This is a genomic window from Sphingomonas sp. CCH5-D11 (genome assembly GCF_001557395.1).
In the GTDB taxonomy this organism is placed as follows: domain Bacteria; phylum Pseudomonadota; class Alphaproteobacteria; order Sphingomonadales; family Sphingomonadaceae; genus Sphingomonas.
Map to the genome: position 1 here is coordinate 1 of NZ_LSKH01000148.1, position 15440 is coordinate 15440.

Here is a 15440-nt window from a genome sequence, read left to right on the forward strand (position 1 = left end):
GACACCCGGCAGCGTAGCGGCGACGGCGGCTATGACGAGAGTGAGGCGAGCGGTGCCGCGCTTCCGAACTGATCCCATGATCAGAACCATGCCTCCGGCACGCGGATCGTATCGCCGGGCATGATCTTGGTCACCGCATCGGCGCGGCGTTCGACATCGGTGCCACTGCGCGTCACCGCCGCCATCTTGGTGCTGGCGCGAAATGTGTAGCCGCCGGCGATCGCAACCGCCGTGGTCACCGTCATTCCCGGCACATAGGGATATTGGCCCGGCTTCTGCACCTCGCCCAGAATGTAGATCGGGCGATATTTGACTACCTGCACACTGACGCTTGGCTTGGTGGCAAGCTCACGACTGAGCAACTGACTGCTGATGGCCGCCTCCAGCTCGGCAGGCGTGCGTTGGTCGGCTTTGATTGCACCAAGCAAAGGCAGCGAGATATCACCATTGTCGGCCACGGTGTAGACATTCGCCATTTGGTCGAAGCCGAACACCGCAAGTCGCAACTCGTCGCCCGGCCCAAGTCGATAACTGTTCTGGGCCGGCGCATCGATGGTGGAAAGATGGGAAACCCCGTTCGAGCAAGCTGAGAATATCACAGGCAAGCTAAGTGCTAACGACGCGGCGAGCATGCGCATGACAGAGTCTCCAGATTTGGAAGATGCTGCGCCGATGCTAAGCCATTTCTATTCAGGCCCTAGCTGGCCATTCGGACACCTTGCGTTTCGCAGGAAGTAATCTGTTCGGGGTAACGCCTTCGGGGCGCCGGTGAGCAAGCGCGACTCCCGTGGCGAGGATGAGCGGCACCGCCCAGTTCCGGGCGTACATGTGCGGTGATGCCATGGAGAAGGCGATGAACGGAAGCGCCACCGCCATGACGAGCGCCGAGGCGGCGCGATCGTCCCTCCAGCGATGCAGCGCCGCGGCGATCGGCACCATGATCATCATCAACCAGCCGAGCAGCGCCGGCAGGCCACCTTCTGCCCACAGCAGCAGATACAGGTTGTGAACTGGAGCCTTGCTTTCGGAAACCTCGCGATAGCGATCCACTCCCAGGCCGATCAGCGGATGCGAATCGACGATCAACCAGGCTTCCTTCATCAGCTCCCACCGGCCAACGAACGTCCCCGCCTGCGCGATGTCGCCGCTTTCGAGCGCGCCGCCTACCCGGGCCTGGAAAACCGCGGGCACAGGGGCACCGATCAGGAAGATGGCGATCCCCAGCAGCGCCAGTGCAGCGATCGGCCGCCAGTTGCGCTTGCCTCCCGCCAGCACCCAGAACGTCGCGGTGGCGGCTGATGTTGCGGTGAAGCCGGTGAACGAACCAGACAGCAGCAGCCCGGTGATCAGCACCGCAAGAAAGATCGTGACGAGCGGCGGCGACATCCGCCCCAAACGTCCCAGATAGAGCACAAACGGAACCGTCATCGCGATCAGCGCGGCATTCCAGTTCGCGTCCGCCATGAAGGCGCCGAGCCGATGCGCGCCGGTGATGAATTCATGGGCCAGGCTCATCGTGGCATCGCGTGATCCGCCGGTGTAGAAATAGACGAACGCGCCGAAGCCCTCCATGGCCACGACGCCAAGCACCAGAGCGATGCAGCGACGATGCATGATCTCACGATCGGCATCGATGCACACCAGCGGCAGCACCGCATAGGCCGTGGCATATTGCAGTGAGACGATCATCCACCGCATCGGCGTGTCGTTGACGACGCTGCCCAGCAGCAGCCCGGACAGCAGGAGGAAAAGCCCGAACAGCCAGGGGATCGTTAGCGATTGCATCGGCTGGGCGTTGAGCGCGCCTCCCGCCAATCTGAACAGCAGGGCCGTCAGGAACAGGGTGTCGCTGGCGGTAAAGAGAATGTCCGGAACGGGTCGCCAGGTGATGTAGGCGGCGAAGAAGATCGCGGCTAGGAGCAGCCCGTCTCCCGTCCCGCGCATCGTGATCACGAAGCGCTGGTACTGCCATCCTGGTGCCGCTTCCCCCTTCATGCCGCGAGCCATCCTGGAAGGACATCAGCGGTCGGCACGACCGTTGGCGGCTCGACGGTCGGACCAGAACTGTGCCCGCCATTGATGATGAAGTCAGGCTTCATGGTCGGCTACCCCGATCTTGTTCAGCGCGTCATCTCTGCGATCACGGCTGCCGTGCGGACGGCCATGTCCTCGATCTGCTCACCGCCGAGCGTCGGATCGACCGGGAACATCAGGCTCGTCTCACCGAGCAGCTGGCACACTGGCAGTCTTCGGGACGGCACGGACAAGCTACCGTCGAACGCACATTCGTTGTAGATTTCTGGACAGATCCCGCTTCCGGCCGGCACGCCCGCCGCCAGCAAACGCGACAGCACATCATCCCGCGAACAGCCTGGTCGTAGCCGGTCGGGCTGAAGGAACGCATAATATTTGTAATAGGCGTGCCGCACGTCCTCCGACGGCACCGTCAACCGCACGCCCGCCAGGGGCGCCAGCCCCCGATTCAGACGGGCCGCATTCGATCGCCGTGTCTCCAGCCACCCATCAAGCTTCGCCAGTTGCCGCAATCCGATGGCCGACTGCATCTCGGTCAGCCGGAAATTGGTGCCTAGCCGCTCATGTAGCCACCGGAACACGCCGGGGGAGCCCTTTACGGCGGCATGGGCCGGCGACTTGCCGTGATCCTTGCGCGACCAGGCAGCTGCCCACACGGCCTCATCGCGAAGGACAAGCAGACCGCCCTCACCCCCCGTCGACATGATCTTGTCCGTGCAGAAGGAGAAAGCGGCCGCATCGCCGAACGATCCGGCTACCCGGCCGTTCAGCGTCGCTCCATGCGCCTGCGCGCAATCTTCGATGAGCTTCAGCCCCAGCCCCGCCGCCAGTTCGGCGATCCCTTCGACGTCGCAGGGCCAGCCGGCCAGATGGACCGCGATGATAGCCCTGGTCCGCGCCGTCAGCGCCTCCTCGACGCTGCTGACCGACAATCCTTGGGTTGTCGGATCGACATCGGCAAAGATCGGCGTCGCGCCAACAGCCGCGACGCAACTGGCCGACGCGATGAACGATCTGGCCGGAACGATCACTTCATCGCCCGGCCCGATGCCGAGCGCATGAAGTGCGAGCTCCAGCGCCAACGTGCCATTTGCCACGGCGATCGCATGTGGCATGCCGACAAGCTTGGCGAACGCGGCCTCGAAGGCAGCGGTCTGTTCGCCGTGATGCAGGGAATTTACCCTGCCCGAGCGCAGCACCTCGACGACGCTGGCAATCTCGTCCGCGTCGTACACCGGCCAGCGACTTGCGATTGCGGGCTGATCGACACGACGAACCTCGGCGGGCGTGAAGCCCGTCAGCGCGATCGTTCCAGCTGGCGAAATGCTTTCGGCCAGCACTGCGCTCTGGATCGTCATCACTGTCCCCCCACGCTTACCAGTCGGATCGCGGGTATCTGTTCAGGGCTGGCGGCGATCACCTCCGGACGGACATCGTCGGCCAGTAATTGACGAGCCAATTGACCGCATGTCGTGTCATCGCCAGCGCTGGCCGCAGCCTCAATCGCGTCGAAGGCAGATGTCAGCAAGCTGATCGGAAGAGAGTCCGGTTCGGCTTCGAACACGCCCGGCATGGTGGAGGGCAGTTGCTGCTCGTCCTTGTCGAACAATTCTTCGTACAACTTCTCTCCCGGCCGAAGACCGACGATCTCGACTGCAACATCGATCTCGGGCTCAAGGCCCGCCATACGGATCATGCGATGCGCGACGTCGATAATCTTCACTGGACTGCCCATATCGAGGACGTAGATCCTGCCGCGCTCAAGCTCGCCTTCCATCCCGCGCGCGGAACTGTGCAACACCAGTTGGACCGCCTCGTGCACCGTCATGAAGAACCGGCACATGTCCGGGTGAGTAACCGTCAGCGGCCCGCCCCGGCTCAACTGGCGCTGGAACAGCGGGATCAGCGATCCGCTGGAGCCCAGAACATTGCCGAAGCGAACCGTCATGAACCGGGGCGCATCGGGCCGGCCGGCACCCGCCAGGTCCAGGGCCTGGCAGTAAAGCTCTCCCAAGCGCTTCGTCACGCCCATGAACCCAACCGGGTTCACGGCCTTGTCGGTGGAAACCTGGACCATCGCCCGCGCCCCGAAACGGCGGACGGCATCCGCGACATTGCGCGTGCCGACGACATTGGTCAGCATGCCCGCGGAAAGGTTCGCTTCTACCAAAGGAACATGTTTGAGCGCGGCCGCGTGATACACCAGCTCCGGCCGATGGCGCTCGAAGATGCGCATGACCTGTTGCCGCTGCCGGATGGAGCAAAGCAAGGATTGCCGCGGAAGATCGGGAAAGTTTTCCCGCATCTCGATGTCGACTTCATAGAGGGCGAGCTCGCTTGCATCCAGCAGCAGCAGCTCGGCCGGCTTCAGCGCCGCGATCTGCCGCACGAGCTCCCGCCCGATCGTGCCGCCGGCACCCGTGACCATCACGCGCCGACCGGTCACCGCTGCGGAGACGGCGGACCCGTCAAGCTGCTTCTGCGGTCGACCAAGAAGGTCGGCGATGTCGAAATAGCGGAAATCGATTTCGGACCGACGGCGCTCGTCCAGTTTGGCGAAACCAACTGGATAGGCCACATCCAGCCCGAGTTGCTGCGCATTCGCTATGATCCCGACCATCGCGGCCCCGCGCAGCCGATCGGCATCGCCGGCGAACAGCAGACACTCTGGTCGCTTTCCACCGGACTCTAGGCGATCAACAACCTTGGCCAGCTCGCCATAGCCCCCAAGGATCGGCACGCCGCGGATCCGGGCGCGGCGATGGATGCCAAGGTCTCCTAAAACCCCAACGGGTCGGAAGCCGCTTTCGGGATGAACCTCCAGATGACGCAGCATCGCGTCCACATCGTCGCCCGCACCAATGATCAACGCCGATCGCGGTAACCCTGCCGCGCTATAGCTGGGCACCGGTGGGTTGACCGTGCCGCGAAGGAAGCTTCCCGTCAGGCGCCACAGCATTCGCGGTCCGCCGAGCAGAACCACCAGCAGAAACCACATGATGATCGGGATCGATCGCGGCATCCAGGCCGTCTGGCCGGTCACGACCAGACCGACAACAAAGGCGACAATCGCCACCGTGGACGCCTCTATGATCGCGACGAGATCGGCGATGGACGAGTAGGACCAGAGGCGGCGCTGCAGGCCGAACATACGGAAGGTCGCCACAGCCACCAGCATGAAGCACGGCACCGACCAAGGCGCCTTGCTCAATATCTCGGATGCGATCGGCTCGCCCACGCGTAGTTCGATCGCACCCACCAGCGCTATCGCTGCCGCCAGCAGATCGCTGGCCAGTATAGCGGAAGAGCGCGCCAGCGGGCGAAGAGCTTCGGGTCGCTCGTCAGTAGGCATCCAGGCACCTCATTGCGCATTCAATGCCTCAGCCTACAGGTGGCGCCTCCGATCAGCCCCTGCGCATCAGATTACACGGCCAGCGCATACGCATTCGGAGAACTCGACCTTTGGAAATACTTTGGTCCGAAAGGACGATTTCGGATGCTCCGAATCGCCATATCCAATCGGGTGGCGCTGTGACTTCCACCCACGACTGACCAGCCGAAGCGCGAAATTACCCCGAAAGGCTGATGATCCAAATGCCGCATTTTCGCGCCTCTCGCGCACCTCTACGCTTCAAAGAATGAAGACCGCGGTCCGATCGCGATGACACGGTCATCATAGTTGAGTGACTGAGTTCCGGTTGGTTGTCGAACCACCTTCATTTCAGCGTGATCGGACTACAGCTTCACCGCTTTTGGGAAATGTGCTTGCGATGACTCACGATAACTCATTGAAACCCGCCGGGGGTTCAATCGCGCATTTTACCACCAGCTTGGACATTGGCGGTGCGCAGGCGATGTTGCGCAAGCTGATCGAACATTCGGACATGCGCCGTGACGCTTTGTCCCACGCCATTGTTTCTTTGCTGCCGCCTGGAATATTTTCACCGGTGGGGACGCCGTGCCCTGTTTACTCACTGTACATGCCGCGCGGGGGCAGGCCGACGATCCCGTCGTTGATGCGACTGTTCCGTATTTCCAATCGGTTGCGGCCCGAGATCCTTCAGGGGTGGATGTACCACGGAAATCTGGCGGCCTCTCTCGCTTCCATGGTGCGATCCGATCCAGGCGCGATTGTCTGGAATGTGCGGCATTCGCTTTCTGATCCCGCTCTGGAGTCACGCAAGACTCGAGCGCTGCTGGCCTTGAGCTCGCGCCTGTCGAGCCGGACATCGGCCATTTTGTACAACTCGCAAACCTCTGCCCGCCAGCACGAACGCTACGGCTTCGATCCCGAGCGCACCGTTGTCATCCCCAACGGCTTTGACTGCGCAACCTACAAACCCGACCGGGAACGGCGCGCGCTGCTGCAGAAGCTCTTCGCCATTCCGGATGGCCGCACGTGTGTCGCGGTCATCGGCAGGCATCATCCAATGAAGGATCACGTGTCGGCCGTCGAGGCCGCTCGGCGGGTGATCGAAAGCGGTCGAAACATACACTTGTTGCTTGTCGGCCCGGGCATGGACAACCCCAGCCCTGGCCTTCGCGACGCGCTTGCGCTGCTGCCCCGCCATCGCTTCACCCTTGTGGGAGAAAGAACCGACGTCGCCGATTGGCTGCCCGGCGTAGACATTCTGGCCCTATCCTCGGCCTGGGGCGAAGCTTTTCCCAACATCTTGGGGGAGGCCATGGCCTGCGGCGTCCCGTGCGTCGCCACGGATATCGGCGACAGTGCCTTCGTGCTGGGCGACACCGGCCTTGCCGTCCCACCTCGAAGCCCGGAAGCCCTGAGCGAAGCCATCAACCGCATGTGCGACGGCGGCGAAGCGGAGCTGGCGGAAAGAGGCGGTGCCGCAAGACGGCGGATCGAAGAGCATTTCGAGCTCGGCGAGATCACACGCCAGTATCGCCGGCTCTATCAGTCAATCCTGCGCGGTTCGCGCACAGCGCCGCGCCCGACTGATCAACTCCCCTCACAAGTTCGGGCCGCGCTGCCGTGAAAAAGATTGTCGTCGTCGCCAGCCTTGCCTATTCGCTCGTCAACTTTCGCGGCTCGCTCCTGCGCAAGCTGGTTGCGGAGGGGTATGAAGTTGTCGCCTGCGCCCCGGATCAAGATCAGGCAATCATCGATCGCCTTGCCGAATGGAACATCCGCTTCATCAAGATCCGAATGGATCGCACCGGCAAGAACCCACTCTATGATGTCGCGACCCTCACAGCTCTGATCGCGGTGTTTCGGCGCGAGCGGCCGGACGCTGTTCTGGCGTACACGCAAAAGCCGATCATCTATTCCGGCATCGCGTCCAGGCTGTTCCGAGACATGGATTTTTATGCCATGATCAGCGGCCTTGGCCACGCCTTTAGCGATGGAGAGACGGGCGGCGGGGGTGCGCTTCGGCGGCTCGTATCCATTCTCTTTCGGGAGGCCCTGCGCGACGCACGCTGCGTGTTCGTCTTCAACAGCGACGACGTAGGCGAACTGCGTAGCCGGCATATCCTGTCGCATCAGCCGGTCCTGCAGGTGCCTGGCTCGGGCGTCGACATCGTGCATTTCCCGCATGAGCCTGTTACTCAAGCGCCGTTTCGCTTCGTGATGATCGCACGGTTGATGCGCGACAAGGGTCTTGAGGAATTCGTTGCCGCCGCGCGACGGGTAAGCAGCCGGTGGCCCGCCGCAACGTTTCAGATCATCGGCCCGCTCGATCCAAACCCGACGGGAATAACCAGGGCGGAAATCGCGCGATGGGAACAGGAGGGATTGGTCGACTATCTCGGCGAAACCCGCGATGTCCGCCCCTTCCTGAAGAACTCAACCGTCTTCGTGCTCCCGACCTATTATCGCGAGGGTTTGCCGCGATCGATCTTGGAGGCGATGGCGACTGGCCGGGCTGTCATTACCACCGACATGCCGGGCTGCCGCGATGCCGTTGTTGATGGCGTGACCGGTATGCTCGTTCCGCCGCGCGACGCGGATGCTCTGGCGCAGGCTATGCTGCGCTTCCAGGATGATCCGGATCTGGCTCACCGCATGGGTGAGGCAGCCCGCATCCGGGCCGAAAACGTATACAATGTCGACCGCGTGAACGACATGCTCGTCCAGGCGATCGAGACTCATGGGCGTGGGAAGTCCCGCGGATCCGGCTGGCGCCATGCTCTAGATCAGGTCGTCGCCGGAACAGCGCTGATCGCCGCCCTTCCCGTGATGCTTGCCGTTGGAGCCGCTGTTCGCACGTCGCTCGGCAGTCCGGTGTTCTTTGAGCAGCAACGCGCCGGGCGTGACGGCAAGCCATTCACCCTCCGCAAGTTCCGGACTATGCGCGAGGCATATGATCGCACCGGCCAGCCGCTCCCCGATGCTGATCGACTTACGCCCACCGGCCGCTTCCTCCGCCGCACCCGGCTGGACGAAATGCCCCAGCTTCTCGCCATCGTCAGGGGCGACATGGCGCTGGTCGGCCCGCGCCCCCTGCTCCCGGCCACGGTACAATCTCTGGGAGAAGCTGGGCAGATCCGAGGAGAAGTCCGCCCAGGCTTGACCGGGTGGGCACAGATCAACGGCAACACATTGCTCAGCGACTCAGACAAGGTTGCGCTCGACCGTTGGTATATCGCCAATCGGTCATTGAAGCTCGACCTGACCATCATCTGGCGCACCCTCGGAACATTGCTGTTCGGGGAGCGCGTGCGAAACGACATGATAGAGAGGGCTTATGCGGGCGCTACTAATCGGAGCGGTTGAAGGTACCCGAGTAGCGCTTGATGCAATCGCAGATGCCTCCGATTGGACGCTTGCGGCTGTTGCTTCGCTACCCACAGAACGCGCGTCGAGACATTCGGATTTCGTCGACCTGGCGCCAGCGGCAGCGGCTGCAGGCGCACAATTGATCCGCGTGACCGATGGCAACTCTTCGGAGTTCATCGCGCAAGTAAAAGCCGTCGCGCCGGATATCACCTTTGTGATTGGGTGGTCCCAGCTGTGTGGCCCTGCGCTTCGCCAGGCGCTTGGCGATAGGGTGGTCGGCTATCATACGGCAGCGCTGCCGAGGCTTCGCGGTCGAGCAACCATCCCCTGGACCATCCTCCTGGATGAGAAGATCACCGGATCGACCTTGTTCCGTATCGATGATGGCGTGGATAGCGGGCCCATTCTCGCGCAACGCTTCTTCCACGTGGCACCCGATGAAACCGCCGCATCGCTTTACGGCAAGCACATGACCGCGCTCGCCTCGATGATGAACGAGTTGCTGCCGGCGCTCGCCGCCGGAACCGCGACGGAGCTCGTTCAGGACGACCGCCTTGCGACCTGGGCCACCAGACGCCGGCCGAACGATGGGTGGATCGATTGGACATGCACGGCAAGAGACATTGATCGACTGGTCCGCGCCGTCGGCCGCCCCTACCCGGGCGCGAACACGATTGGCTCGACCGGGCAGTTGACCATCTGGAGCACCGAGCGGTTCGCCGACGCCGCTCGCTATCACGCGCTGCCTGGCCAGGTTCTCCAGCGCGACGACACAACATTTGTCGTTTGCTGCGGCGATGGCGAAGCGCTGCGGGTTACGGATTTCAGCGGCGCGACCATTCCCCCGCTTCACACGCACCTGCGAGCCGCATCGTGACGGACGCTCTACCCGGTCCGATCCTTGTTATCGCGCCGCACCCCGATGATGAGGTGCTCGGCTGCGGCGGCACCATCGCCCGCTTGGCGGCGGAGGGAGCCTCCGTCCACATCGGGATCGTCACTTCCGGCAAACCGCCCCGCTTCGATCCGGCGCAGGTCGCCGGCGTTCGCGCGGAAGCCGCGCGTGCCCACAAGATGCTTGGCGTGGCGGAAACCCATTGGTTGGGCCTGCCTGCCGCGGCCCTTGATCAAATGGCGCATGGCGACGTGAACGCCGCAATCGATGACCTGGTACGTCGGATCCGCCCCGCAACCATGCTGATCCCCTTTCTAGGAGACCTGCACCTGGATCATCAGGTGGTATTCCGCTCCTGCCTTGTCGCGGCACGACCGCGATCGGCCGAAGCGCCGATCTGCCTCATGGCCTATGAAACCCTGTCCGAAACAAATTGGGGCGCCCCCGGGATAGATCCACAATTCTCGCCAAACTGCTTCATCGACATCGGCGACTATCTCGACCGCAAGATTGAGGCGTTTCTGGAGTTCGGGTCCCAGGTCCGGCCCTTCCCGGATGAGCGATCGCCGGAGGCGATCCGGGCGCTGGCGACGCTCCGCGGGGCAACAGTTTACCGCAGGGCCGCGGAGGCCTTTTGCGTGGTGAGGGAAATCCGATGACCCAGTCGGAAACGCCAACGCATCTAACGATGCTGCTCAGCTCGGCCGGTCGGCGTATTGGCCTGTTGGAAGCTTTCCGATCAGGCGCGCGGGAACTCGGCATCGAGCTCACGGTGATCGCGACCGATATGAACCCTGCCTGGAGCGCCGCCTGCCGCATCGCGGACCATGCCGCTGCCGTCCCTGCCGCCAGCGACCCGCGCTTCATAGATGAGACCGCGGCTCTGTGCTCACAATATGGCGTTTCGCTACTCGTTCCGACGATCGATCCGGAACTGCCGCTATATGCCGGTGCAATTGCTCGTTTCGAGGAGCTCGGCACGCGCGTCGTGGTAGATCCGGACCTGATCGCGCTGTCGGCGAACAAGCTGGACACCGCCCGTTGGCTGGCCGCGATCGGCGTCCCCGTACCCCTCACGCACGGCATCGAAGCGGTCAGAGATGGAGCCGAGATGATCTGGCCGGCGGTCGTCAAGCCGGCATATGGCAGCGCAAGCCGCGGCATCAGCATAGCTGCCACGCGACAGAATTTGCCATCAACTTGGTCGGAACCGATGATCGTTCAGCAACAGCTGATCGGCGACGAATGGACGGTGAACGCTTTTGTCGACAATCATGGCGTGTTGCGAACCGTCGTCCCGCACCGCCGTATCGGCGTGAGAGCCGGTGAAGTCGAAAAGGGGATTACGGAGCGCGTTCCGGCCTTTCGCGACATTGCCGAGCTGATCGTTTCTCACTTGCCCGCCCCCTCCGGGCCGTTCTGCTTTCAAGCGATCATGAACGCTGACGGTGATGTTGGCGTATTCGAGATCAATGCGCGCTTCGGCGGCGGCTACCCACTTGCAGACAAAGCCGGCGCGACGTTCGCGAAATGGCTGCTGGCCGAAGCCGCGCATTTCCCGCCCGAGGCGGCCGATGACTGGATCGAGGGAATGACGATGCTGCGCTATGATGCAGCCGTCTTCAGCATGCCATGCGCATAACGTCTATCGTCCTGGATCTTGACGATACGCTCTACCTGGAGCGCGACTATGTCAGGAGCGGCATGGTCTCGGTCGGCGCGTTCGTCACCGATCGGATCGGTGTCGCAAATTTTACTGACGTGGTCACGGATCTCTGGGACGAAGGACACCGGCGAAAGCTGTTTGACACGGCTCTGCTGAAACTCGGCCTAACGCCGTCGCCGTGCCTTATCCAGGAATTGGTCGACGTATATCGCAGCCACCGGCCCGACATTTCGCTGCTGAACGACGCCATTGACCTGCTCGAAGGCAAGGGCGATCGCCGGATCGCGCTCATCACCGATGGCTTTGCCTCGGCCCAGCGGAACAAGATCGAAGCGCTGGATCTCGCTCGCTTCGGCTTCGATCCGATCATCGCAACGGGGGAACTCGGAGAGGGCTTCAGCAAACCTCACTGCCGCGCGTTCGAGATGGTCATGGAGCGGCACGGCGCCGAGCCAACAGCCATGGTCTATGTCGCGGACAATCCGGCAAAGGATTTCCTGGCGCCAAAGGCGCTTGGATGGCGCACGATCCAGATCGACCGGCCGGATGCCGTTCACCCGCGAACGCCGCCGGATGCCGCTCATGCCGCGGAACTCAACATCTCAACGCTCAACGAACTGGACGCCGCGCTAGATCAACTGTCGAATGCCCACCCCTGATGCGCGTCGCCTTCGTTCTTGCCGCGCTACAGGCAGGGGGCGCCGAACGAGTGGTGGCCGAGGTCTCGGCCGGGATGGCAGCAAGAGGCTGGACGGTAGAGATCATCACCTTTGATCGGCCCGACGACCCGATCTATCACCCTCTCGCCCCTGGAATCACGTGCACCCGCCTGTCGCTGCCTGGTAGAGGCGGCGGCATCAGGGGGATCATACAATCTGCCCGGCGCGTCCTTGCGCTCCGCCGAGTCCTTCGCGACCGGCAGTTCGACACGGTCGTCGCCTTTCTCACGAAGATCAACGTCATCGCGCTTGCCGCTGGATGGGGGCTCGGGCGCCCGACGATCGTCTCCGAGCGCAACAATCCCTTGCGTCAGAAGGCAAATCCACTTTGGAACCGCCTCACCTCGTTGCTGTACGCTGGCGCCGCTCGCATTGTGATCATGAGCGAAAGGAGCCGGCAGGCACTGCCGCGGGCAAGTCGCCGCCGCGCCGCCATCATCCCAAATCCCGTGACATCGCGCGTCGTTGAACCGCGTCCGCAAACGAAGACGTTTGTCGCTGTTGGTCGCCTTACACAGCAAAAGGGCTTCGATATTCTGTTGAACGCCTTTGCGCGTATTTCGCCCAGCTTGCCCGACTGGCGGCTTACCATCTTCGGCGACGGCCCGGATCGGCACGCGCTTGAGCGTCAACTTGCCCTACTGGGCTTACAGGATCGCGTCTCCATGCCCGGTGCCACCGTCGTGCCAGGGAGCTGGCTCGACCAGACGTCGATCTTCGTCCTGCCCTCGCGGTACGAAGGATGGCCGAACGCCTTGGCCGAGGCGCTTGCTGCGGGCCTGCCGGCGGTCGCCTTTGACTGTGACTTCGGTGCTGCCGAGATGGTCAAGAACGATAGAACCGGCGTGCTGGTCGCTGCGGAAGACCTGGATGCGCTGGCCGCGGCTATGCACAGCCTTGCGCTTGATCCCCCTCGGCAGAGGCGTCTGGCAGATGCGGCTTCGCAGCAGATGCTGCGCTACTCTCCCGAACAGATCGTCAGCCAATGGTGTCACTTGGTCGAGAACACTTAATCCCCAAGGTGTAGCTGGCCACGCCCCCGTCTAGCACAAAGTGCCCTTCGATCACTGCCACTGTCCAATAGTGAAACAGTTGAAGGTGACCCCCTCTAACCCTTGTTGGTACCAGGACCGGTCAATACGGGTTTCTACCTGCTAGCAGCGATAGCGCTGCTCAAGTATCAAGATCTCGCAACGAAGACATTAACTCGAATTATCCTGTACCTTCCTCATAGGGAAGTAGATGCAGGCTCAGTCCACATACTGGCTTGCGACATCGAATAGTCGCACGGAGTGCCTCGTTGCTTCGAACGCTAAATGTTCGAAATGCTGGCAAACTTTTGGGGGAGAATAGTTATGTCACTGGGGGAAACAGTCAACGACGTATTCATTGTCAGCCCGAACGAGATCATTCGGGAAGGACTGAAGCGAATTCTTGTTGATCAGGGCTTCAACGTGGTCAATGCGGTGCCTTCCGCAGTATCTTGGTCTTCGACCTGGTCGCCCAACCTGACCATCGTTGATGCGCAGGAATTTGAGAGCGGCTTGTCGACCTGCCAGATCATCCGAAATGCCTGTGCCACGACGCGAATTGTTCTCATGATGGATGAATATCGCGCAGATTACGTGGCAACGGCTTTCGCTTCGGGCGCGATCGACGGTTTTCTCGTAAAGGCTATCGCTTGCGAGCCTCTCGCTGGTGCGCTCCGCCTCATCGCAATGGGCGAGCGGCTGCTCCCCTCTCAGGCGATCAGTGCCTTCACCGAACGCTCGTTGCAGCCGGCCGTCGGATCGTACGGGTCACTGGACGGTGCCAACCTTTCCTCCCGTGAGCTGGAGATCCTCGCCTGTCTGATCCAGGGCGACGCCAACAAGGTCATTTCTCGGCGCCTTCAGATCTCCGATGCCACGGTGAAGGTTCACATCAAGGCGATCCTTCGCAAGCTGCGCGTCAGCAACCGTACCCAGGCAGCGATCTGGGCAGTGAGCCGGGGTGTCACGCTCGACAAGGCGGAGGTTCTGCCTGGCTTCGCGCGACCAGCGCTCGAAACGAGCGATACGTTACTCCAAGCGCAACCGCACTGAAGCCAATCTGGGCAATACTCGCGCCGGTCACGCCAAAGATCTTGATGCTCGGCACGAGGATGATCAGGTAAATCACGGTGGCGGCCATCGCTGACTGAAGCACAGCATGTTGATGGCCGCTGACCATGAGGGCACTTCTCATGGTCGTCCCGGCAAGGAAGAGGGCGATCGCTACGGCGTAGGCAACAAGCGGGGAATAGGCTGCGGCGAATGCCGGTCCTCCCGCCGCCAAGATGATCTGTGGCCCGGCGACCGCCAGGATGACGATCGCTGCCATCGCCGCACCGATCGTCGCCATTTCGATCCGCCTGACGACACGCATGAAGCGCACCCAAGCTGATTGCGCCCACAAGCGCGCCAGATCTGGTGTGACAACCTGCTGCAACATCTGAGCGCTTTTGGACACGGCCTGCATAATCCGGCGCGCGAACTGGTAAAGTCCGGCGTTGGCCGAACCGAGGAACAATCCCACGGCCAGGGTGTCCAGTTCCTGCGTGGCCTTCCGCAACAGGACGGATGCGTTGGCAGACCAGATAAAGGAAACGATGCCCGGAAAGGCGTGGCGCCAGCCGCCAAGGCTCGCGCCGGTGACGCCAGCGATCCCTTCCGTACGAAGCGTCCTCCAGGCAAGCGTTGTTGTGATGAGCCGCTCCGCGATTACCAGGCTGATCAACAGTCCGACCACTTCCGCCAGACCGCCGTCGGCGATGGTGATGACAAGGATCCCGGCCAGGCGCAGCACTGCCAGAACGGGATCGATCCATGCTGCCTGCGCGAAGCGGCCGAACAGCCGGAGTATGCCGACCGGCGTCGAGGAAACACCGAACAACAATGACAGAGCGTAGATCTGCGCCAGGGTTCGCGCCTCATCGGTCCAGCCGAAGAACGCACTCGCAAGCGGTGCGGCCGCCAATGCCACGGTGGTGACCAGCAATGCTCCTGCGACATCGACAAGGATGCCCAGCTTGATCAACGAGGCCAGCTTGCCGCGATCGCCACCAATCACCGCGCCCGTGCCATATCGCAGGACCGCCTGCCACGTCTCCAGACGAAGAACCTGATCGACAAGCCGGCAATAGCTTTCGATCAGCGCGACGATCCCGAAAGATGTGGGTCCGAGCAGGCGGGCCGTCAGGGCAAGTGTGATGAGGCCGATGCCGGTGGAGGCAGCTTTGCCGGCCACCAGATGTGACAGATTGCGAACGAGCCTGCCGCGAAGGGAGCGCTCCTTCTTCAACTCATTCGCTTCTTCATGAGGCAAATCCATTCCTCATTTCTAGGGCTGGTGGACCACATTCCCATG

13 protein-coding genes and 1 pseudogene are annotated in these 15440 nt (G+C 62.3%); 9 read left to right on the top strand and 5 right to left on the bottom strand.

Going from position 1 to position 15440, the window contains the following annotated elements:
- Positions 1–80: 80 nt before the first annotated feature.
- From AX702_RS09395 to AX702_RS09410, 4 genes are all read right to left on the bottom strand, one after another.
- Positions 81–638 (bottom strand): polysaccharide biosynthesis/export family protein, encoded by a 558-nt coding sequence (locus AX702_RS09395; RefSeq protein WP_082746171.1) that lies wholly within the window; start codon positions 636–638, stop codon positions 81–83.
- A gap of 52 nt (positions 639–690) precedes the next feature.
- Positions 691–1995 carry an O-antigen ligase family protein gene (locus AX702_RS09400; RefSeq protein WP_177178990.1) on the bottom strand — a complete coding sequence of 435 codons (1305 nt, stop codon included), beginning with the start codon at positions 1993–1995 and terminating at the stop codon, positions 691–693.
- Between the two features lie 125 nt (positions 1996–2120).
- The gene (locus tag AX702_RS09405) at positions 2121–3392 is read right to left on the bottom strand and encodes a DegT/DnrJ/EryC1/StrS family aminotransferase (protein WP_082746172.1); all 1272 of its coding nucleotides are present in this window, start codon (positions 3390–3392) and stop codon (positions 2121–2123) included.
- On the bottom strand, positions 3392–5386 hold the full coding sequence (locus tag AX702_RS09410; protein ID WP_066778767.1) for a polysaccharide biosynthesis protein: 1995 nt from the start codon (positions 5384–5386) through the stop codon (positions 3392–3394). The genes AX702_RS09405 and AX702_RS09410 overlap by 1 nt, the downstream gene beginning before the upstream one ends.
- 418 nt (positions 5387–5804) lie before the next feature.
- Here AX702_RS09410 and AX702_RS09415 point away from each other — a divergent pair, with 418 nt between their 5' ends.
- The 9 genes and pseudogenes from AX702_RS09415 to AX702_RS09450 all read left to right on the top strand — a co-directional run bounded on the left by AX702_RS09415 (position 5805) and on the right by AX702_RS09450 (position 14137).
- Positions 5805–7031: a glycosyltransferase gene (locus tag AX702_RS09415; RefSeq protein WP_156455427.1), complete on the top strand. Its 1227-nt coding sequence runs from the start codon at positions 5805–5807 to the stop codon at positions 7029–7031.
- Positions 7028–8770 carry a sugar transferase gene (locus AX702_RS22495; RefSeq protein ID WP_082746174.1) on the top strand — a complete coding sequence of 581 codons (1743 nt, stop codon included), beginning with the start codon at positions 7028–7030 and terminating at the stop codon, positions 8768–8770. Before AX702_RS09415 ends, AX702_RS22495 begins: the two co-directional genes overlap by 4 nt.
- A 151-nt stretch (positions 8771–8921) precedes the next feature.
- Positions 8922–9650 carry a methionyl-tRNA formyltransferase gene (locus AX702_RS09425; RefSeq protein WP_231731803.1) on the top strand — a complete coding sequence of 243 codons (729 nt, stop codon included), beginning with the start codon at positions 8922–8924 and terminating at the stop codon, positions 9648–9650.
- A complete protein-coding gene (locus AX702_RS09430; protein WP_066778771.1) occupies positions 9647–10327 on the top strand; it encodes a PIG-L deacetylase family protein in 681 nt (226 codons plus the stop codon). Before AX702_RS09425 ends, AX702_RS09430 begins: the two co-directional genes overlap by 4 nt.
- A 29-nt stretch (positions 10328–10356) precedes the next feature.
- Positions 10357–10647, top strand: a pseudogene (locus AX702_RS23870) (ATP-grasp domain-containing protein); the annotation flags it as partial.
- Between the two features lie 9 nt (positions 10648–10656).
- Positions 10657–11310: an ATP-grasp domain-containing protein gene (locus tag AX702_RS09435; RefSeq protein ID WP_231731801.1), complete on the top strand. Its 654-nt coding sequence runs from the start codon at positions 10657–10659 to the stop codon at positions 11308–11310.
- Positions 11301–11993, top strand: coding sequence for an HAD family hydrolase (locus tag AX702_RS09440; RefSeq protein ID WP_066778775.1), 693 nt, complete (start codon positions 11301–11303; stop codon positions 11991–11993). Before AX702_RS09435 ends, AX702_RS09440 begins: the two co-directional genes overlap by 10 nt.
- A complete protein-coding gene (locus tag AX702_RS09445; protein ID WP_066778776.1) occupies positions 11993–13066 on the top strand; it encodes a glycosyltransferase in 1074 nt (357 codons plus the stop codon). The genes AX702_RS09440 and AX702_RS09445 overlap by 1 nt, the downstream gene beginning before the upstream one ends.
- A gap of 303 nt (positions 13067–13369) precedes the next feature.
- Positions 13370–14137, top strand: coding sequence for a LuxR C-terminal-related transcriptional regulator (locus tag AX702_RS09450; protein WP_082746176.1), 768 nt, complete (start codon positions 13370–13372; stop codon positions 14135–14137).
- Here AX702_RS09450 and AX702_RS09455 read toward each other — a convergent pair.
- Positions 14049–15404 (bottom strand): lipopolysaccharide biosynthesis protein, encoded by a 1356-nt coding sequence (locus AX702_RS09455; RefSeq protein ID WP_066778779.1) that lies wholly within the window; start codon positions 15402–15404, stop codon positions 14049–14051. The genes AX702_RS09450 and AX702_RS09455 overlap by 89 nt on opposite strands.
- Positions 15405–15440: the final 36 nt, after the last annotated feature.